We start from the raw sequence: 20,550 nt of genomic DNA on the forward strand, positions 1-20,550 counted from the left end.
CTGCTGCTGTTACCAAGGCACCGCTGCATGGAACCGGCGGTCGAATTCATCAGTCATTGATGCTGTGTAAGTGGTTGTGAGGTGGTTGCCGTCCAGATAAACATAGACGTTCCCCACCACCGGCATGCAGGTCCCGTCGGGACAGATCAAATCTGTCATGTCGATGAGTTCCAGGCCGGGCATGGAATCGAAAAGCGACGCCACCGCTTCAGGATCCGAAAGCTTCTGGTCCACGGCAGTATTGCAGTCATCCGACTGGGCACCGTTGGCCTCGGCACACTGCAGCATGTTGAAGGCGTACCGCGGGTTGTCCCGCACACCGATGACCGGAACTCCTCCCTGACGCAGCATTTCTGCGGCTTCCGGAAGTCCGGCCACGGGAGGATCAGCTGGTTCAACCGGGTGGGCCGCCGTAGCGACGGTCACGACGGCGTCGGGCTTCAGTTCCAACGCGTAGTTCACGGCAGCTTCATTGAAGCTGTTGCAGTCTTCTCCGCGGCCATCGGTGAGGGCTCCGAACTGGCATCCGCCCAGCAGCAGGGAAACCAGCCGGTAGTTGTGCTCCTTGGCGAGGGGCTCCAGCGCTCCCAGCCACTGTTCGGCGTGGGAATCGCCAATCACCAGGATGGTTTTCTCCGGCTGCGGGGAAGGCTCTGTCATCATGCAGTTTCCGGCCAGCACCGGGTCCCCGGGCGCTGCCTCAAACTCGGAGCAATCACTCTCCAGGACGCCCCACTCCTGATCCAGCGCACTGAGCGCGGGAACGGGCCGGGCATCAGGGCTGCTGAGATCCTCGAACCCTGCGAGCAGGGAGCGTGCACCGGGATTATCCCGAATCGCCGCGGCCGCCTGCTTCTCGGCCTGCACTTTGAGTCCGTACTGCCAGCCGGCAATCGGAGCTGCGGCGACGGCGATGCACAGGCCTATCACCAGTGCGGCGCGGGCTGAGTTGCGGTTTACCCATGCGGAGGACCGGAGCGGGCGCTCCACCAGTTTGGTCGTCAGGTAGGCGAGGACCAGCGACACAGCAATGATCGCGGTTCCTCCAACGGGCCCAACCTCTTGGCGGTCCCGCCAAATCAGGTAGATGACCAGGACCGGCCAGTGCCATAAGTACAGGGCGTAGGACATGTCCCCCAGGCGCATCAGCGGTTTCCAGGACAACAGCCTGTCCGCTCCGATGCGGCTGCCGGTCTGCCCGGCAATAATTACGAGCGAGGCTGCCAGGAGCGGCATCAGAGCCACGTAGCCCGGGAACTGGCCCTGCACATCCAGCAGGAAGCCCACGCTGAGCATGGCTGCCAAACCGAGCCAGCCGGCCGCGACACGCAGACCCCGGGGAAGCTTCAGATACGGCAGTGCCAGGGCGAGCAGGGAACCCAGCGCGAATTCCCACAGCCTGGTGCGGGTGTCGAAGTAGGCATGGGCCTGATTGCCGTAGGTTTCAACAATTGAGAAGCCCAGGGACAGGGCAAAGACCGTTCCGAAGACAATCAGCACCATCCGCCGGAATCGGACCCGAAGGGTTTTGGCCAGAAGTGCCGCTGCCGCCAGGAGCAGCGGCCAGAGAATAAAGACCTGCCCCTGGATGGAAAGGGACCAGAAATGCTGCAGGGGGCTCGCTGTGCTGTGGTCTGCGGCGTAATAGTCCACGGACTGCGCTGCGAGCAGCCAGTTCTGGAAATACAGGAGGGACGCCCAGCTCTGCGAGAGGATCTCGCTCCATCGGCTCTGCGGAACAAACAGCGCCGTTGCCGTCAGAGTTCCGATGAGCACCACTATGACCGGAGGCAGCAGCCGCTTGAACTGGTGAAGCCAGTAGCGGCCCAGCGCCAGGGGCCGGCCGCCCTCCACCTTGCGGATAAAGGAGAGCGTGAGCAGGAACGCGGAGATGAGGAGGAAGACATCCACCCCGCCGGAAACCCGCCCAAACCAGATGTGATAGGTGACCACCATCAGTACCGCGAGGGCCCGCAGTCCCTGCACTTCGGGACGGTACGTGGACTTGGCGGCAGACGGAGTGGCGGCGCGAGCGGTGACCGGTTTGAGTTCCGTTTCTAGCTTCGACACACAGACCTCTCGTCAGGACAGCAATTCAGCCATAAACTGTACCCCCTCAAACTAGGGGGCTCAGGGCCACTGCCGTTGACGCGGCACATCCGTTGGGCCCGCTCGGCACCATTCTAAGGGCCTTGGCTTATCTCGCTAAAAAGCCACGCCCGCGCGGCTGCACATCAGAAAACCACTTGGAACAGGACACCTGCGCACAGGTATTCTCGGCGAGGCAGGGCCTCGCCGGCGGAAGCCGGCGTGTGGCCGATTCCACTGCCGGTCCGGTTACAGGGCCTTTGTCTCCCCCGAGAGCCTTGAGGTGTGCCGGACGACGGGCCGGGTGAACAGCAGTACCAACACGGCAGCGGCAGGCAGCAGCAGGAGCAGCCCGGCAAGAAGGACTCCGCCCTGCAGGGTGGGGACGGCGATCACCAGGGCAAACAGCTGGAACACCAGCACTCCGGCCCGGGTCCAGCGGAAACCGCGGAAGAAGAAGTGGCCCAGGGCCAGCAGCCATCCGCCTGCAGCTGCCAGCAGGACGGTGGTGAACACTGCCCCGCCCATGGATACCGGGGTTTCCGTGAAGAGGTTGTAGACAAACCAGCCCGCCAGCACCAGGAGAGTGGCTGCTTCCAGGATGAGGACTGCGGAAATGAAGATAACTGCCGCTGGACGGGACGCGGGGCGGCCCTCATGCGGCTGCGGCTCTTGAAGTCTTGACACACTGGCACACTACCGGACATAGTCGGAGGGCTCTGCGACAGGCCGCGGATTGGCCGTCCCCGCTGTGACACATCCCTCACGGTTTCGGGCAAATTGGGAGCTCCCTAACCCTTGTATGAGGTTCCTTTACATGGAATCCTAGGAGCTGGGGAAATGTGGGGCCGGAGCTGGCCCCTTTCGTTTGCAGTTGCTCGTGAATGTTTTCACAAACGGGAGACAACTATTTAGAGGAGATTGTGATTAGCATGGATTGGCGGAGCCGCGCAGCGTGTCTGGACAAAGATCCGGAGCTGTTCTTCCCTGTGGGCAACACCGGCCCGGCTCTTCTTCAGATTGAAGAGGCCAAGAGTGTGTGCCGCCGATGCCCGGTCATGGATACCTGCCTCCAGTGGGCTATCGAAACCGGCCAGGACGCCGGCGTTTGGGGCGGCATGAGTGAAGACGAACGCCGCGCGCTGAAGCGCCGTGCCGCACGCGCACGCCGCGCTTCATAATGAGCCGGATTTAGTCCGGGAAACTTCAGGAAGGGCCGCTGCCAAGAGCAGCGGCCCTTCCTGTTAATACGTTCATTTGCCGGAACTAAAACGTCTCAGCTCCGGCGCGACGCATTGTCCAAGCCCATTTCGATCCGCACTTCCGTTCCGCCTCCCGGGCGGGCGGACCATTCGATGGTGCCGTCCAGTTCGCTCTGCACCAGCGTGCGGACAATCTGGAGTCCCAAACCCTCCCGCCGCGGCCCCGGCGGCAGCCCCACGCCGTCGTCGGCCACTGTGACAATAAGGATTTCCTCGGCATAGGCGCCGTGCTGCCGTGCCGCACTGAGCCACACCGTGCCCTTGCGGTCGGACAACCCGTGTTCGACGGCGTTTGTCACCAGTTCATTGATCACCAGTGCCAGCGGGGTCGCGAAATCACTGGGCAGCTCTCCAAAGGATCCCTCCTTTTCGGTGCTGACCTGCTGGGTTGGCGAGGCTACTTCCGCGGCCAGGCGGAACTGCCGGTCAATGAGCTCATCAAAGTTGACATTCTGCGTCAGTCCCTGGGACAGGGTTTCGTGGACCAGGGCAATGGTGGCGACCCGGCGCATGGCCTGCGCCAGCCCCTGCTTGCCTTCTTCGCTTTCCATCCGCCGTGACTGCATGCGCAGCAGTGCGGCCACGGTCTGCAGGTTGTTCTTGACTCGGTGGTGGATCTCGCGGATGGTGGCGTCCTTGGACACCAGTTCCATTTCCCGGCGGCGCAGTTCGGAGACATCCCGGCACAGCACCAGGGCGCCGAACCGTTCCTTCTCGTCCCGCAGCGGAATCGCCCGCAGCGAGAGGCTGACTCCGCGGGACTCGATTTCCGTGCGCCACGGCATCCGTCCGGTCACCACCAGCGGCAGCGTTTCGTCCACCATGCGCCGGTCCTTGAGCAGTGCCGTGGTGATTTCCGCAAGGGCGCGGCCTTCCAGCGCCTCCATCTCCCCCAGCCGGCGGAAGGCGGAGACGCCGTTGGGCGAGGCATACTGCACAATGCCCTCGGCGTCCAAGCGGATGAGTCCGTCTCCCACGCGCGGGGCGCCGCGGCGGGAACCCGTGGGTGTGGCGAAATCGGGCCACAGTCCCAGGGTTCCCATCCGCAGCAGATCATAGGCGCACTGCCGGTAGGTCAGTTCCAGCCGTGACGGCATGCGGGAGGAGGACAGGTCCATGTGGCTGGTGACCACGGCCAGGGTTCGGCCGTTGCGGACAAAAGGAATGGCTTCCACCCGCATGGCCGTTTCCGCTGTCCAGTTCGTTTCCGGAGACCGTTCAATGACCTGGCTGTTCCACGCCCTGTCAACGAGGGGCTGCAGATCCGCCCGGATCCGCTCCCCCACGAAGTCGCTGTGGAACACGGTGTGCGACGTCGACGGGCGGGCATGAGCCAGCGCAACATAGCTGCCGTCCGGAAGAGGGAACCAGAGCGCGAGATCCGCAAACGCCAGGTCGGCGACCAGCTGCCAGTCGCCGACCAGAAGGTGCAGCCATTCCGCGTCCCCCGGTCCAAAATCGGCATGGTCCTTGATGGGATCGGTAAATATGGCCACTGTCTCTTTTTCTTTTCGTATCTAGCGTCGAACGATGGAGCGCAGCAGGCGCAGGGCAACCGAAAGGGATGCCATGTCCTCGTGCTCCAGTTTGTTCACATCTTCGAACATCACCCGGGCGCGCTCCAAATTATCCGAGTTCTGCTCTTCCCAGAGCGCCACCCGCTTCAACGGATCCTCGCCCGCCTGGCCCGCCGTCGCGGTCAGCGCGGCCACCGTCATGTCAGCGACGGTGGAGTACAGGTCGTCGCGGAGCGCGGCCCGTGCCAGCGCCTGCCAGCGGTCACCGCGCGGAAGCTTGGTGATCCGTTCCAGCAGATCATCAACACCGAACCGCTCGTAGAGTGCGAAGTAGACGCCTGCAACGTTCGCGGCCGGCTCATCCACCCGCTTTGCTGCCAGCAGTGCGATGTCCAGCAGGCCAAAGCTCTCAAACAGTTCCGCCCAGTAGGTGCCCAGGTTTTCCGGGACGTCCCATTCGCGGGAGCGTTCAAGGGCTGCCTGGAACCGGTCCAGGTCAGCGCCCTTGAGGTAGTGAAGGAGATCTGCCCGCAGCGGACCGATTACCGGCTTGAACGCCTCGATGTCTTCGTCGATGGAGCTGCCGCGCCCCACGTGGTTGACGAACCAGCGGACGGCCCGGTCCAGCAGCCGGCGCATGTCCAGATGGATGGTCGTCCAGTTTTCCGTGGGGAAGCTGGCCGGCAGGTGGTTGAGTTCGTCCACCACGCCGTCGATCTCGTAGATTTCCCGCAGGGCGGTGAAGGCCCGGGCCACCATGGATTCGGTGGCCGAGGTTTCCTCGATCACCCGGAAGGCAAAGGTGATGCCGCCGATGTTGATGATGTCATTGGCCACCATGGTGGAGATGATTTCCCGGCGCAGCGGATGGGTGTCCAGCTGGTCGTCAAAGCGTTCCACCAGCTGTTTCGGGAAGTACCGGCGCAGCGTTCCGCTGAAGTAGGGATCGTCGGCGAGATCGGACTGCGTCAGTGCCTTGGTCAGCTCGATCTTGGCGTAGGCGGCCAGCACCGAGAGTTCCGGTGACGTGAGGCCAACGCCGGCGGCCACGCGGGCCCGCAGTTCCTCATTCGTCGGCAGCGCTTCCAGCTCGCGGTTCAGGTCCGAGTGCTTCTCGAGCCAGTCCATCAGCCGTTCGTAGCTGGGGCTCCACTCGATCACGTGGCGGCGGTCATTGAGCAGGAGCATGTTCTGGTCCTTGTTGTCCTGCAGGACCAGGTGCCCAACCTCGTCCGTCATGGAGTGCAGGAACTCTGCACGCTCTGCCGGATCCAGCTTGCCGGCGGCCACCATGCGGTCCACGAAGATCTTGATGTTGACTTCATGGTCCGAGCAGTCCACGCCTGCCGAGTTGTCGATGGCATCGGTATTGAGGATGACTCCGGCACGGGCCGCTTCAATCCGGCCGCGCTGGGTCATGCCCAGGTTTCCGCCTTCGCCGATCACCTTGACCCGCAGGTCCCGGCCGTCCACGCGGATGGCGTCGTTCGCCTTGTCTCCCACCTCTGTGTTGGTCTCCGTGGAGGCCTTTACGTAGGTGCCGATGCCGCCGTTGTAGAGCAGGTCTGCAGGCGCCTTGAGGATGGCACGCAGCAGGTCCGGGGGGCTCATCTTGGTTACTTCACTGCCCAGCCCCAGCGCCTGGCGGACCTCGTCGCTGACCGGGATGCTCTTGGCCTGGCGCGGGAAGACTCCTCCGCCGTCGCTGATCAGCGACGCGTCGTAGTCGGCCCAGGAGGAACGGGGCAGCTCGAAGAGCCGGCGGCGTTCCGCATAGGAGGCGGCCGGATCCGGATTGGGATCCAGGAAAATATGCCGGTGGTCAAAGGCTGCAATCAGTTTGACCTGGTTGGACAGGAGCATGCCGTTGCCGAAGACGTCACCGCTCATGTCACCAACGCCGACGGCGGTGAACGGTTCGGTCTGCGTGTCGATGCCCAGTTCGCTGAAGTGGCGCTTCACCGATTCCCAGGCACCGCGTGCCGTGATGCCCATGGCCTTGTGGTCATAGCCCACGGAACCGCCGGAGGCGAAGGCATCGCCCAGCCAGAAGCCGTACTCGGCGGAAAGTTCGTTGGCGATGTCGGAGAAGGACGCAGTGCCCTTGTCCGCGGCCACGACGAGGTAACTGTCGTCACCGTCATGCCGCACCACGCGCTGCGGCGGAACCACCTGCTCCTCGCCGTCGGCGGACAGCACCAGGTTGTCGGTGATGTCCAGCAGGGCCCGGATGAAGGTGCGGTAGCTTTCCTTGCCTTCTTCCATCCACGCTCCGCGGTCTGCTGCCGGGTCAGGCAGCTGCTTCGCGTAGAACCCGCCCTTGGCACCGGTCGGAACGATCACGGCGTTCTTCACCGTCTGTGCCTTGACCAGCCCGAGGATTTCCGTGCGGAAGTCTTCCCGGCGGTCGGACCAGCGCAGGCCGCCGCGGGCAACCTCGCCGAAGCGAAGGTGAACGCCTTCAACCCGCGGAGAGTAGACCCAGATTTCATACTTGGGCCGCGGGAACGGAGCACCCTCGATGGCCGCCGTGTTCAGCTTGAAACTGACGTACGGCTTGTCCTGGTAGAAGTTCGTGCGCAGGGTGGAGTTGATCAGGTTGGCCACGGTGCGCAGGACCCGGTCAGCGTCCAGGGTGGGGACCTTTTCCAGTCCGGCGTCCAGCGCCGCGCGGGCCGCTTCTTCGGCCGCGGTGCGTTCATCGTCGGACAGGTCCGGATCAAACCGCGCTTCAAACAGGGCCACGAGGGCACGGGCCACCTCCGGATTGCGGCGCAGCGTTCCGGCCACGAACCCGTAGGAATTGGTGTTGCCCAGCTGGCGCATGTACTTGGCGTAGCTGCGCAGGATGACCACCTGGCGCCAGGACAGTCCCTGCTCAAGGATCAGCCGGTCAAAGTAGTCCGACTCGCTGGCTCCGGACGCTTCGGCACGGAAGGCTTCAGCGAGCAGGGAACCGGTCTTGATGGGGTCCAGCCCCGCCGGGTATTTCAGCCCCAGGTCGTAGAGGAACACCGAGGTGCCGTCTCCCCTGCGGATTTCATAGGGACGTTCGTCAAGCACTTCCAGGCCCAGGTTGTGCAGGGTGGGAAGCAGCTGGGTCAGGGACCGCGGCTGCAGCAGGTACAGTTTCAGCCGCGCGTCCTCGCTGCCGCTGACGCCGGTGCGCTCGGGAACGTAGACGAACAATTCGGGGGAAGACTCGGGTGCGGCCAGCCGGGCCTCAAAGCGGGCAATGTCTTCCAGGGCATCTTCGACTTCGTATCCGACACGGTAATTTTCGGGGAAGGCTTCGGCCCACAGGCCTGCCAGCCGCTGCGCGTCGCTCCGGCTGTACTTGGCACGGAGAACTTCGCTGATGCCTTCGCTCCAGGAACGGGCGGCCTTCACCAGCCGCTGTTCCAGCGCAGCCGGATCAACGTCCTGGATTTCTGCGCCGCGCGGCAGCCGGATGCGGAAGAAGATGCGGGTCAGTGCCGATTCGGTCAGCCGCGCCTCAAAGTCAATTGACTCGGCGTTGAAGCTGGAGCGCAGTTCGTCCTGGATACGCAGGCGGACCGAGGTGTTGTACCGGTCCCTTGGCAGGAAGACCAGGGCGGACATGAACCGGCCGTAGACGTCCGGGCGGAGGAACAGCCGGGTGCGGCGTCGTTCCTGCAGCCGAAGGATGCTCTGGGCTGTTTCCAGCAGCGTCTCCACGTCAATCTGGAACAGCTCGTCCCGCGGGTACGTTTCCAGGATGGACAGCAGGTCCTTGCCGGAGTGCGAATCGGCGGGGAAGCCGGCACGGCGCATGACTTCGCGGACCTTGTCCCGCACGATCGGGATATTGCGCACGGAGCCGGTGTAGGCGCCCGTGGAGAACAGTCCGATGAACCGGCGCTCACCGTTGACGTTGCCCTGCGCATCGAAGCTCTTGACGCCGATGTAGTCCAGGTAGGCGGCCCGGTGCACGGTGGACCGGGAATTGGCCTTGGTGATCACAAGTGCGCGCTTTTCGCGGGCCTTCGCCCGGCCGGCACTGGTCAGATGCTGCACGCGTCCGGCTGCCGAGGCACGGCTGAGCAGTCCCAGCCCCTTGTCCGAGCTGACGCGCAGCAGGTCCTCGCCGTTTTCGGAGATGAGGTCGTATTCGCGGTAACCCAGGAATGTGAAGTTGCCGTTGTCCAGCCAGGAAAGCAGTTCGCGGGCCTGCGCCAAGTCGGGAATTTCCCGGGGATTGGCGGCATTTTCCAGGGAACGGGAGACCTCGTGGACCTTTGCCCGCATGGCGGGCCAGTCGGCAACTGCCAGGCGGACGTCTTCAAGGACCTTCTGCAGCCCGGCGATGAGTTCGCTGCGCTGGGCTTCGTCGGCCAGTCGGCCGATTTCCACCGCAATCCAGGATTCAACGCGGGTGGTTTCATTCTGCTTGCCCAGAAGGCTGGAGAGGTTGGGCATGGCCGCGGTGTCACCGCTGGAAATACCCGCGCTGGCCGGCACCCGGTGCACGGCCTGAAGTTCGCCGGTCTCCCGGTCGCGGTTGGCCAGGAAGGTCGGGTGCACCACGAGCCTGATAGCGGCGTTGCGGCGCACGATTTCCGCGGTCACCGAATCGACAAGGAACGGCATGTCGTCGGTGACGATCAGGATGACGCTGGCATCGCCGTCGTCCATGATGTCCACGGACGCCTGGCCATCGGGCCGGACGGCTCCGAGGCTGCGGTGACGCACCGCCCTTTCCCGCAGGGCCGACGGCGGATATCCGTCTGCGTCTTCCCCTGCCAGATGCTCGTAGTAGTTCCCTATGAATTCATCCAGGGACTCGTCGATACCCGATAGATCCGAAATGGGGGATCCAGACGACATGTAATACGCCTCCGTTGTTGCCTTCTTTGCGACCCGCTTCTTTGCGGATGGCTTTCCTTGAGCCTATCCCGCAAGGATGAAAAGGTCACTTTGCCGCGGCCGCAATCCGTTTGCTCCGGCGCCGGGTGGAAATCCGGACCTCCGCGAGCGCCGCAATCGCATGCCGCAGGGGTGACGAGGGCGCCGTCTCCAGCAGCGCGGAACCGGCCAGCAAAGCTGCATCAACAGTGGCGTATTCCGCCGGGAGGAAAGCGGCCACGGGCATTCCCGGTCCGAAGCGTTCCCAGGCATCGCGCAGCTGCCGTTCCGGCGAGCGCCCCACCGAAGAGCTGCGCACTTTGTTCAGCACCACTTTCGGTGCAGTGCCGGGCACGGCGCTTTCCAGTTCCGTAAGCGCCCGGACAAGCCGCGGAACCCCCACGGAATCAGCAGCCCCCACGGCAAGCACTGTGTCCGCGAGTTCCAGGGCGCGCAGCGTGGCACCGTTGCGCCGCGGGGCCATGGTGTCGAAGCTCAGCTCCTCGTCCGCCTCCAGGCTGAAGCCGCAGTCGATGACGATCAGGTCCATGGACTTGCGCGCCTGCTCCACCACCAGGCCCAGGGCGGTGGGACGCAGTTCGATCCAGCGGTCCGACCGGGTAATCCCGGTGAGCACCAGCAGGCGCGGTCCCTTGATGGACACGCTGAGGGTGCTGCGGAGCAGTGATTCCCCGTCCAGCAGGCCCTGTTCCGCGAGGCGGCAGGCCTGCGCAACTCCTGCCGATTCCTCCAGCAGGCCCAGGTGTGCGGCCACCGAGGATCCATACGTGTCCGCGTCCACCAACAGCACGGCTTTTCCTGCAGCCGCCGCCTCGGCGGCAAGATTGACTGCAACGGTGGTCCGCCCGGGGGCGCCGGCCGGTCCCCACACCGCGATAACTGAACCGGCTGCCCGGTACTCGTCAGCACTGCCCGTTCCGCAATCCCCCGTCCCGTCAGTGTTCGTGTCCCGCCCCTGCCCGGCACGGGACTCCCCCGTCCAGTCGCTGAAGGCCCGGGAGGGATCGGCCAGGCGCGCCGCGCGCCCTGCGCCGTCGTCCAACCGGCCCACTGCGTCCGTCACCAGGTCCGACAGCACCTCGGGGCGGGAATTGCGCGGGGCATGTACGATGTCCAGCGTGTCGAGGCGGCGCTGGACATTCTCCTCGTCGCTCAGCACCAGCAGTGCCACGCCCGACGCCGCCAGCCGGTCCGCCAGCGCGGCAGTGACTTCACCGGCGTCGTCAGTGATGATGGCAGCGCGGGCGATGCCGCTCTGGCAGGCGGCGATCAATTCGGGCATCTCGGCGCAGCGGCGGACCACAGTCACGGGCCCGTGCAGGCGTTCCAGGTCCTGGACGAGGTTCCCCACCCCGCTGCCCGCCGTTACCACGGGAATATTCATGAGCCGGCCGCCGGATTGAGTACCACGGCAATCTTGGCACCGTTGGACCGTGCGCTGAGCAGGGCCGAAAGGTCGTCGTCCTCCACCAGAACCAGGATCTCGGTGGCCCGGGTGGCGCCCAGGACAGACTCGTCGATGGTGAGCTCAGAGATTTCAGCTCCGGACAAAATCTGTTGTGGCTCCTTGAATCCGTTTTGTGCATCCGGCATGGAGGACCAGACATCAACCCGTGACCCTGCTTGGGTGCCGGAGGGCAGCGGATCATCCACGCGCAGCCCCACCGGCTTCCGGTCGAGCTCATCCGCTGCGCCCAGGTCACTGCGGGAGACCAGTTCGCCCTTCCGCAGCAGCCCGGTGGCAACGGCTTTGTCCGGAATGCCGTCCGCCACCGGCAGATAGGATCCCTCCACATCGCCGAGCCGCACGGGCACCACGGCAAAATCCTCGGCCGTGACCGGGGTGCCCAGCGGGATGGCCTCGTCAACGGCAAAGACCTCAGTGGTTTGGTCCGCTGATCCCACGAGAGCAACAACGCCCGCCGTGGACGCGAGGACCAGGAGTATCCCCACCAGCAGCCGCGGATCTTTCCATGACGGCTTTTTCAAACGGGGCGCGGCTGCCTGCGTGCCTGTTGCGAGACTCATTTCTTCCCCCTGGTTGTTCCCCTGGCGACCCCGGAGTCCGGGGCTGCTGGGCCCGGACTGGCAATCGCTGACATTGTTGACTACAAATACGCGGAAGGAAACGGTGATTTGGGGAAAAGTTCAAAGTGTGGATAACGTGACCAGCGCAGCTGCAGGAATGGGACACTGAAGGCAGCAGTGCGGCACCCGGATACGCGGTAAATGGATACAGAGGTGGATACGTGGGTGAGAAGAGGTTCCTGACGCTGGCCGATGTCGGCGAGGTGCTGAACATATCCTCGTCCCAGACGTATGCGCTGGTGCGGTCCGGAGAGCTTCCCGCCATCCAAATCGGAGGACGGGGACAGTGGCGGGTGGAGACCCGCGTATTGGAGGAGTTCATCGCCGACGCCTACCGGCGGTCGGCTTCCGGCCAGCGTGAAGAAGCAGCCCAGGGCGCCCTCCCCGAGCAGTAAGGGGATGGCCGCAGGGCATCAGACGACGGAGCTGACCGCCGCAACAGCAGAAAGCGGCAGGGTGTAGACGCCGCGCACGTTTTCCGCCCGGCGCGGTTCGCCGTGCGGTATCAGCGACAGTTCAAAGAAATCCTTTCCCACCCGGTCCACCGTGCCTTCCAGGGCTGAGGCCGGCGGTACACCCGCCGGGTGCACCCGGACCTGGGCACGGTTCCGCGAGAGCCCGCGGAGCGCTGATGCCAGCCCCAGCCGTGCCGCTGGTGCTTCGACGTCGGAAAAGCGGTCCATTCCGCTGATGGACAACGCGTGGTCAAGGGCGACAACGAAGGAACGGCCGCTGCCTTCCAGCACAACCCACCCGCGGCCCACATGGCTGAGCACCCCCTCAAGGGTTCCCGGAAGCCCCAGATCAATTTTCAGGAGCCGCCCGGCCTGGCTGTGCAGCCGGCCGGCCAATTCCATTGCGGCGAAGTCCGTTCGCAGCCGCTCCGACACCTCGGACTCGAGGACCTGTTCACGCACCGAAGCAAGCTGGGCTTCCAAATCGGCAAAAAGAGCATCCCATCGCATCTGCACAGGCTAACCGCTCTCCGGGCCCCCAACTACGGCACAGCGTTACAAACAATCTTGAAAACACCCTAGACACCCTCCGGGCGGGCCTGTAGACAAGTCCCATCAAACGAACTCATTCACTCTAAATCGCATCAAACAACGTCAAACTACATCAAATTGCTGATGACCGGTCCGGAACCGAAAGGAGACTCAGGCATGAGACACCATCTGCGGGATCTCCTCACCCTGGCCGCCGGCACCATTGCCGCAGTGATTCTGGTCCGGGCAGGATTCGCAACTCGGCCCAACCCTGAAACGCTTCTTCGCGGCTCCGTTTCTTCGCTGCAGGAGCTTGCCGGTTTTACCGCTGCTGCGGCGGGACTGGGCATCGCGGTGGTGTGGAGCGTTGGACTGGCCATGGCTGTGGCATATGCAGGGCTGCGCAAGGCGGGCCATGCTGCCGCCGCCGCTGCCGCCGGTGCACTGGCCCCCGCCTTCATGAAGCGGCTCGCCGTTGCTGTCATCGGACTGAATCTCGTCTCCGGAACGGGTGGGGCCCAGGCCGCTGAGTTCTTCCCGCAGGGAAGCCAGCCGCCGGCAATCTCCTCTTTCGAGCAACCTCCACAGACCGTCCGCCCCCAGTGGAATCCTGCCGCAGCGGACGGAAGCGATGAGCACCCGACACCCCACTGGAAACCCCGGGCAGCACCGGATGCACAGAATGTCTTTGTCCGTCCCGGACGGCCGGAAACCGAATCACAGGCAGTAGTGCGGGAAGGCGACTCGTTATGGAGTCTGGCCTCGGCGCAGCTGGGTCCGCAGGCCACGGAGGCGGACATCGCTGCCCACTGGCCCCGCTGGTATGAGCGCAACCGTGCAGTGATCGGCGACTCCCCGGACCTGATTCTGCCCGGCCAGGTCTTGGAGATTCCCGACGCTCCGGAAACACCGCCGCGGCACTGACCCGACGTACATGTTCGGCTCGCATCCAGTTATCGGCGCTCCCCGGAGCAGCCGTGCAGGAAAGGACAGTCACCATGACCACCGTGATCACATTTCCCGTCCATGAGGAAGCAGATGACCTGGCGGCTGCCTCGGGAGCCCCGCGTCCGCTGACTGTCCAGCGCATTGCCGTCACGGGCTACGCCCCGCAGGATGCTCCGCCCGTCAAGCTGCTGCCGCGTCCCGTCGCGGTTGATTTCGAGACCCCGTCCGGGCCGGCGGCGGTGGAGGAGGCACATTGGCGCAGCGACCCCGCGGATGATTCACGGGTGGATGCCATCGCCAGGTCAGTTACCCAGGCAGCGTTGGAGGTGCTTGGAGGAACCCGCCCCCTGCAGCAGATGGCCCGCTGGCTGGATCCGGACAGCTATGAACGGCTGCAGCTGCGCGCAAACCTGGTGCGCAGCAGGAATGCGGCACCCGCCGACCGCAAGGGCGGAGGCCCGCTCCCCGCTCCGGTGCGGCTGCACCGGCAGGTAGTGATCCGGTGCTGCCGGATCTGTCCGGTCTCGGAGGGCGTCTATGAGGCTTCAGTGGTTGCCGCCGAACAAAACAGAGTCCGCGCCGCAGCTCTGAGAATAGAACTGCGGCGCGGACTCTGGAAAATTACCGCTCTGGAGATCGGTTAGGCCGGACGGCTGCCGGCCTCACCCCTACTTGCGGCGCTTGGTTTTCTTCGGAGCGCCCTGTGCCTTCCGCTGCTGACCTTCAGCGCCGGACTTCGCAGGCTTGTCGGAAACGGCACGCTCAACACGGGTTTCCACGCCGCCCTCGGTGTTGGGCGCCGAGAACTGCAGGCTGGCAGGACGCTGGGGAGCCTCGAGGCCGGCAGCTGTCACCGTCGGCTGGCCGACGACGCCGCGTCCGTCCTTAAGTCCGGCCAGAGCCGGCGGAACGTCCGCGGCAGGCTGGTTTACCTTTACCTCGGCATTGAACAGGTAGCCGATGCTCTCCTCGCGGATGGCCTCCGTCATCGTCTGGAACATGACGAACCCTTCGCGCTGGTACTCCACCAGGGGATCGCGCTGGGCCATGGCCCGAAGTCCAATACCCTCCTTGAGGTAGTCCATCTCGTAAAGGTGTTCCTGCCACTTGCGGCCGATCACCGAAAGCACCACCCGGCGCTCGAGTTCGCGCATGGCCGGTGCACCCAGCGCATCTTCCCGGGCCTGGTAGGCCAGCTTGGCATCGGACAGGATTTCCTCCTGCAGGAATTCCCGGGTGACCTTGGAGCGTCCTCCGGCTTCCTCAACCACTTCGTCAATGGTCAGGCTCACCGGGTAGAGCGTCTTGAGGTTGGTCCACAGCTGTTCGTAGTCCCAGTCATCGCCATGGCCCTCGGCGGTCGCCTCGTTGACGATCGAGGTCACGACATCCTCCAGGAAGAAGCCGATCTTCTCCTGCAGATCGTCGCCCTCCAGGATCCGGCGGCGGTCGCCGTAGATGGCTTCACGCTGGCGGTTCAGGACGTCGTCGTACTTCAGGACGTTCTTGCGCTGCTCGGCGTTGCGTCCCTCCACCTGGCCCTGGGCGTTCTGGATGGCCTTGGACACCAGCTTGGATTCCAGTGCGACGTCGTCGGGCATCGAGGAGCTGTTCATGATCCGCTCGGCGGCACCGGAGTTGAACAGACGCATCAGGTCATCGGTGAGCGAAAGGTAGAAGCGTGACTCGCCCGGGTCGCCCTGGCGGCCGGAACGACCGCGCAGCTGGTTGTCGATGCGCCGGGATTCATGGCGCTCGGTTCCGAGGACGTACAGGCCTCCGAGCTCAATGACTTCCTGCTGCTCGGCGGCAACGGCTTCGCGTGCCTTCTCGAGGGCATCCGGCCAGGCTGCCTCGTACTCGTCCGGATTCTCACTCGGGTCCAGGCCGCGCCGCTCAAGCTCGGCGATCGCGTTGAACTCGGCGTTTCCGCCCAGCATGATGTCGGTGCCTCGGCCGGCCATGTTGGTGGCCACGGTTACGGCGCCCTTGCGTCCGGCCTGCGCCACGATGGCGGCTTCGCGTGCATGGTTCTTGGCGTTGAGGACCTCGTGCCGGATCCCGGCCTTGGCCAGCTGCTTGGAGAGGTACTCGCTCTTCTCCACGCTGGTGGTTCCCACCAGGACCGGCTGCCCGGCGGCGTGGCGCTCGGCAATGTCCTGGACGACGGCGTCGAACTTGGCAATTTCGTTCTTGTAGATCAGGTCGGACTGATCGATGCGCGCCATGGGCTTGTTCGTGGGGATCGGCACCACGCCCAGCTTGTAGGTGCTCATGAATTCGGCGGCTTCGGTCTCGGCCGTGCCGGTCATGCCCGAAAGCTTTTCGTAGAGACGGAAGTAGTTCTGCAGGGTGACCGTCGCCAGCGTCTGGTTCTCCGCCTTGATGGCCACGCCTTCCTTGGCCTCAATGGCCTGGTGCATGCCCTCGTTGTAGCGGCGGCCGGCGAGGATGCGGCCGGTGTGCTCATCAACGATCATGACCTCACCGTTGAGCACCACGTAATCCTTGTCCCGCTTGAACAGTTCCTTGGCCTTGATGGCGTTGTTCAGGAAACCGATCAGCGGCGTGTTGGCGGATTCGTAGAGGTTGGAAATCCCGAGGTAGTCCTCGACCTTTTCGATTCCGGCTTCCAGCACGCCCACGGTGCGCTTCTTCTCGTCCACCTCGTAGTCGGTGTCCAGCGTCAGCCGCTGCACCACCTTGGAGAATTCGGTGTACCAGCGGTTGACATCACCGCTGGCCGCCCCGGAGATGATCAGCGGCGTGCGGGCCTCATCAATGAGGATGGAGTCCACTTCATCGACGATGGCGTAGTGGTGGCCGCGCTGAACCAGCTCGGCGGCGCTCCAGGCCATGTTGTCGCGCAGGTAGTCGAAACCGAATTCGTTGTTGGTTCCGTATGTGATGTCCGCGCTGTACTGCTCGCGGCGGGTGGCGGGGTCCTGGTTGGACAAGATGCAGCCGCTGGTCATCCCCAGGAAGCGGAAGACTCGGCCCATCAGCTCCGACTGGTATTCGGCGAGGTAGTCGTTGACGGTCACGATGTGGACGCCGCGCCCGGTCAGGGCGTTCAGGTAGGCCGGGGCGGTGGCAACGAGGGTTTTACCTTCACCGGTCTTCATTTCGGCGATGTTGCCCAGGTGAAGCGCTGCTCCACCCATCAGCTGCACATCGAAGTGGCGCATGCCGAGTGTGCGGCCCGCGGCTTCACGGACGGCGGCGAAGGCTTCCGGCAGCAGGTCGTCCAGGCTCTCGCCGCCGGCATACCGCTCCTTGAAGCGTTCCGTTTCCCCCCGGAGTTCGGCGTCCGACATGCCCCTGTACTCGTCCTCGAGCACGTTGATCGCATCGGCGTAATTGCGCAGTGTCTTCAGCGTCTTCTTATCGCCTGTACGAAGAACCCGTTCGAGTAGTGATGCCACTGATTTGCTCCCAATCTAGTGTTGCCTAATTCTGGCGTCCCCAGTCTACGTGAGAGACGTTTGGCAGAGTGCCGGTGTTCCCGCAGCGGGGCTATTCACGGCATACTGCCAGCTTTAGCGCGGAGGCAAGATTCCCCGACGGTTTTACGATAACGTCATGCAGCCCCAGCCAATCTGCCATCATACGTAGTTCTGCGGCAAGCTCAACGGCTGTATGCGTCGGAGCGTTGTCTTCCCGGTGGGCGGCCTGCACCAGCAGAGCACGGTTGGAGCGGTCCGCTTTGAGGTCCACCCGCGCCGCGAACTGCTCCCCCAGCAGGAAAGGCAGCACGTAATAGCCGTAGCAGCGTTTCAGCGGCGGGGTGTAAATCTCAAGGCGGTACCGGAAGCCAAAGAGCGACTCAAGCCGCTTCCGCTCAAAGACCATGGAATCAAAGGGGCTCAGGAGTGCGCGGGCCGAGGACTTGCGCGGGATGACCGCATCCGCGTGCAGATATGCCGGGGATCTGTGACCTGCGATGTCAACACGCCGAAGCCGGCCTTCCCGGACCAGCTGTTCGACCGCGTCCGCCGTTTCCCGCTGCGGCAGCCGAAAGTAGTCCGCCAGACTGCGGATGGTTCCCACCCCGTGTGCCCGGGCAGCCAGTTCCGTGAGGCGCAGGACCGCCTGCCGGGGATCGGCGGGTTCCAGGGCCGCCGCCCCTGCGGGATGCACGGCGGCCGTGGGGGCGTAGATCCGCTCGAACTGCGGGGTGCGTCCGGCCGAGCTGAGCAGACCGGAAGCAAACATGTCCTCAAGCACCCGTTTGGACGCACTCCAGTTCCAGCCCCAGTTGCTGGAGTCCCTGGCCTGGACCCCTCCGAGCCGGACGGCTATCTCCCGGGCTGTCAGCGGCGGGCCGTCAGCGAGGAGCCCAAGGATTTCCGCGCTGAGCCGTTCCTTCAGCTCCGGCTGCAGGGAATGGGCGGTCATCCAGACCCGGCTTTGGACCGTGCGCAGGTCGGCGAAAAGCTCGGGACGGATATAGCTGGCCTCATGCGCCCAGTACTCCACCATCCTGCGCGGGGCTTTGGAGGCCAACCGGTCCGGGACAGCGGTGTCGTAGGGTCCCAGCCGCGAAAACAGGGGCAGATAGTGGCTTCGGGACAGCACGTTGACGGAATCAATCTGCAGCAGCTGCAGCCGCTGCAGGGTCCGTTCCACGGACCTTGTGCTCGGGCTTCCGGGGCGTCCCTTCACAAGTCCCTGGGCACCCAGTGCAGTGAGCCGCGCCTGCCGGGGCGTGAGGGTCAGGGTCATACCGCCATCCTAGGCGCAGCAAGAAGGCCCCCGGGGGATGAACCGTTCAACACGTTCCATCACAGCCGGAGGCCTTCAGCGGGCCGTCACGTCAAGGGCGCTGCATCATGCAGTCTTGGCTTCTTCCCCTTGACGGTATCCGCGCACCTCTTCCTTGATGTCATCGGTACCTTCGGTGTCCCCGGAATCAAGGGTAATCACACCGTAAGTCCAGCCCCGGCGCCGGTACACCACGGAGGGCGCTCCGGTGGCGGAGTCCATGAACAGGTAGAAATCATGGCCAACCAGCTCCATAGCATCCACGGCGTCGTCAAGGCTCATGGGGGCACCCGGGAAGACCTTGCGCCGAATCAGGACTGGGCAGTTCTCAGCCGGTTCCGCAGACTCTTCATCACTCTGAGCGGTGACGGCATCAGCGTTGGCTGCTTCCTTTTCCAGCTGGGTGTGCAGCGGTTCGCTGGTGCTTACCGTCGCAAGATCTGCGGTGGCAAGCCGGACTGCTACCGGGGTGTGGCGGCCATGGTGGACCTTCCTGCGGTCGCTGGCCCTGCGCAGACGTTCGATGAGTTTGGCGTACGCAAGGTCGAAGGCGGCGAACTTGTCGCCTGAGGTGGCCTCTGCGCGTACCACGGGGCCCCGGCCGACAACCGTCAATTCCACGGTCAGAGAGCTGTCGGCTTCACGGACGTTGGGCTGCTTGGTGACTCGTGCGTCTACCCGCTGGACCTTGTTCGCCAGGTTCTCCACCTTGGCGATTCGTTCTTCGGCATACTCCCGGAACCGGTCGGATACTGCAACGTTGCGTCCGCTAATCATGAATTCCATGGTGCCCTCCAATAGATTTCGGTGACACAGCACCGGCCGCTGTCAAAAATCCTGCGACCGCTGCCGCAGGACAACTCCGCTTCTTGAAGCTGTCCATACCAACACGTTAGATCACTGCCCAGCGTTATTCACCTCCGGACATTCCGATTACCTTAGCCGTGTCCCGTGGACTACGATCCGCCCTCAATGTAATTTGCGTCACTTGCCGGACCTGCAGTGGCTGCGATGACTACGGCACCTTCGACACGTGCCCCTGCAGCCCGCAGCGCACGCGTGGCCTCCGCCAGCGTCGCCCCGGTGGTGAGGACATCGTCGACGACGAGACACCGCCTGCCTGCCAGTGTGCCTGCAGGTCCGGCAGTCATAGTTCCGTAAACATTCCGGCGCCGTCCCTTCCGTCCCAGGCTCTTTTGGCTTGCGCCGGAGATCCCGGACGCAGCGGCAACCAGGGCGCCTGGCCGCAGCACGTCCCGCGGACTGCGTCCCGCCAAGCGGAGCACCGGCGCAACTCCTGTCCCGGCCGGCAGCAGCCCGCCGGTCCGCAGTGCGGCCAGCAGCATCGTCAATGGGTTGTAGCCGCGGCGGCGCAGCGCGCGGCCCGTCCCCGGAACGGGCACCAGCAAAAGCCCGGTACTGCTGCCGATGTCCTGCACGGCATGATGAAGTGCTCCGGCGAGGACCGGACGGAGCACACCGGCGAGGTCGGTGTGGCCGTGGTTCTTATAGGCGAGCAGCACCCGTGCCAGGCCGCCTGCGTAGCGGCCGGCGGCAAGCACCGGCAGCGCCGGCAGTTCCACATCGGTAAGATCCGGCTCCGTCAGATCCGGCTCGGTCAGAGTCTTCGGCCCGCAGGCACCGGCCTCCGGTTCCATCTGCCTCCCGGCCTCGGCGCGCGGAAGCAGTTCTGCCGCAGCCTGGGCGTAGTAGGGGCGGGTGCCGCTGCGCCGGACCCTGCCCCGGCAGCCGGGACACAGGGATGAGTCCGGCGCTCCGCAGACCACGCAGGATGTCGGCAGCAGTACGGCAAGCAGATCAGCCCAAGCGGCCCCGACCGCGGCAGCCCACGGCTTCAGCCGCCACCGGTCCGCGGCGCTGCCTAAAAGGGCCGGGGCGCTGCCCAAAAGGGCCCGGAAACCGGCCCGGAGCGGAAGGCGAGCCCGCCGCGGCGAGTCCGCACCGAAGGGTGGTGAAGGATCCGGTATCTCCATGCCGTCATCCTGGGGC

Annotated in this window: 15 protein-coding genes; 4 read left to right on the forward strand and 11 right to left on the reverse strand. The window is 64.5% G+C overall.

The window, feature by feature from the left end:
• Positions 1–9: 9 nt before the first annotated feature.
• Positions 10–2,070 (reverse strand): acyltransferase family protein, encoded by a 2,061-nt coding sequence (locus AC4D2Q_RS00985; protein WP_490944299.1) that lies wholly within the window; start codon positions 2,068–2,070, stop codon positions 10–12.
• A 267-nt stretch (positions 2,071–2,337) separates the two neighbouring features.
• Complete coding sequence (locus tag AC4D2Q_RS00990; protein WP_490926626.1) at positions 2,338–2,775, reverse strand: hypothetical protein; 438 nt, start codon at positions 2,773–2,775, stop codon at positions 2,338–2,340.
• A gap of 245 nt (positions 2,776–3,020) precedes the next feature.
• On the opposite strand from AC4D2Q_RS00990, the gene AC4D2Q_RS00995 reads away from it, so the two are divergent.
• A complete protein-coding gene (locus AC4D2Q_RS00995) occupies positions 3,021–3,269 on the forward strand; it encodes a WhiB family transcriptional regulator (protein WP_104052537.1) in 249 nt (82 codons plus the stop codon).
• Positions 3,270–3,364: 95 nt separating this feature from the next.
• On the opposite strand, the gene AC4D2Q_RS01000 is transcribed toward AC4D2Q_RS00995, so the two are convergent.
• From AC4D2Q_RS01000 to AC4D2Q_RS01015, 4 genes are all read right to left on the reverse strand, one after another.
• Positions 3,365–4,846, reverse strand: a complete 1,482-nt coding sequence (locus tag AC4D2Q_RS01000; protein ID WP_490926625.1) for a sensor histidine kinase — start codon at positions 4,844–4,846, stop codon at positions 3,365–3,367.
• A 21-nt stretch (positions 4,847–4,867) separates the two neighbouring features.
• Positions 4,868–9,715, reverse strand: coding sequence for an NAD-glutamate dehydrogenase (locus AC4D2Q_RS01005; RefSeq protein ID WP_490944301.1), 4,848 nt, complete (start codon positions 9,713–9,715; stop codon positions 4,868–4,870).
• An 85-nt stretch (positions 9,716–9,800) separates the two neighbouring features.
• The gene (locus tag AC4D2Q_RS01010) at positions 9,801–11,138 is read right to left on the reverse strand and encodes a CpaE/TadZ family protein (protein ID WP_490944303.1); all 1,338 of its coding nucleotides are present in this window, start codon (positions 11,136–11,138) and stop codon (positions 9,801–9,803) included.
• A complete protein-coding gene (locus AC4D2Q_RS01015) occupies positions 11,135–11,782 on the reverse strand; it encodes a CpaB family protein (protein ID WP_490944306.1) in 648 nt (215 codons plus the stop codon). The genes AC4D2Q_RS01010 and AC4D2Q_RS01015 overlap by 4 nt, the downstream gene beginning before the upstream one ends.
• A 221-nt stretch (positions 11,783–12,003) precedes the next feature.
• On the opposite strand from AC4D2Q_RS01015, the gene AC4D2Q_RS01020 reads away from it, so the two are divergent.
• Complete coding sequence (locus tag AC4D2Q_RS01020; RefSeq protein WP_490926621.1) at positions 12,004–12,237, forward strand: helix-turn-helix domain-containing protein; 234 nt, start codon at positions 12,004–12,006, stop codon at positions 12,235–12,237.
• 18 nt (positions 12,238–12,255) lie between these two features.
• On the opposite strand, the gene AC4D2Q_RS01025 is transcribed toward AC4D2Q_RS01020, so the two are convergent.
• Positions 12,256–12,807, reverse strand: a complete 552-nt coding sequence (locus tag AC4D2Q_RS01025) for a hypothetical protein (RefSeq protein WP_490944308.1) — start codon at positions 12,805–12,807, stop codon at positions 12,256–12,258.
• A gap of 198 nt (positions 12,808–13,005) precedes the next feature.
• Here AC4D2Q_RS01025 and AC4D2Q_RS01030 point away from each other — a divergent pair, with 198 nt between their 5' ends.
• Positions 13,006–13,752: a LysM peptidoglycan-binding domain-containing protein gene (locus AC4D2Q_RS01030; protein WP_490944310.1), complete on the forward strand. Its 747-nt coding sequence runs from the start codon at positions 13,006–13,008 to the stop codon at positions 13,750–13,752.
• A 74-nt stretch (positions 13,753–13,826) separates the two neighbouring features.
• On the forward strand, positions 13,827–14,420 hold the full coding sequence (locus AC4D2Q_RS01035) for an Rv3235 family protein (RefSeq protein WP_490944312.1): 594 nt from the start codon (positions 13,827–13,829) through the stop codon (positions 14,418–14,420).
• A 24-nt stretch (positions 14,421–14,444) separates the two neighbouring features.
• On the opposite strand, the gene secA is transcribed toward AC4D2Q_RS01035, so the two are convergent.
• The 4 genes from secA to AC4D2Q_RS01055 form a co-directional block, all read right to left on the reverse strand.
• The gene (gene secA, locus AC4D2Q_RS01040) at positions 14,445–17,201 is read right to left on the reverse strand and encodes a preprotein translocase subunit SecA (RefSeq protein ID WP_490926617.1); all 2,757 of its coding nucleotides are present in this window, start codon (positions 17,199–17,201) and stop codon (positions 14,445–14,447) included.
• Between the two features lie 91 nt (positions 17,202–17,292).
• Positions 17,293–18,501, reverse strand: coding sequence for a winged helix-turn-helix domain-containing protein (locus tag AC4D2Q_RS01045; protein ID WP_490944314.1), 1,209 nt, complete (start codon positions 18,499–18,501; stop codon positions 17,293–17,295).
• Between the two features lie 105 nt (positions 18,502–18,606).
• Positions 18,607–19,326 carry a ribosome hibernation-promoting factor, HPF/YfiA family gene (gene hpf / locus AC4D2Q_RS01050; protein WP_490944316.1) on the reverse strand — a complete coding sequence of 240 codons (720 nt, stop codon included), beginning with the start codon at positions 19,324–19,326 and terminating at the stop codon, positions 18,607–18,609.
• A gap of 170 nt (positions 19,327–19,496) precedes the next feature.
• Positions 19,497–20,534, reverse strand: coding sequence for a ComF family protein (locus tag AC4D2Q_RS01055; protein WP_490944318.1), 1,038 nt, complete (start codon positions 20,532–20,534; stop codon positions 19,497–19,499).
• Between the last annotated feature and the right edge of the window lie 16 nt (positions 20,535–20,550).

This window comes from Arthrobacter sp. TJ-178, from assembly GCF_058269275.1.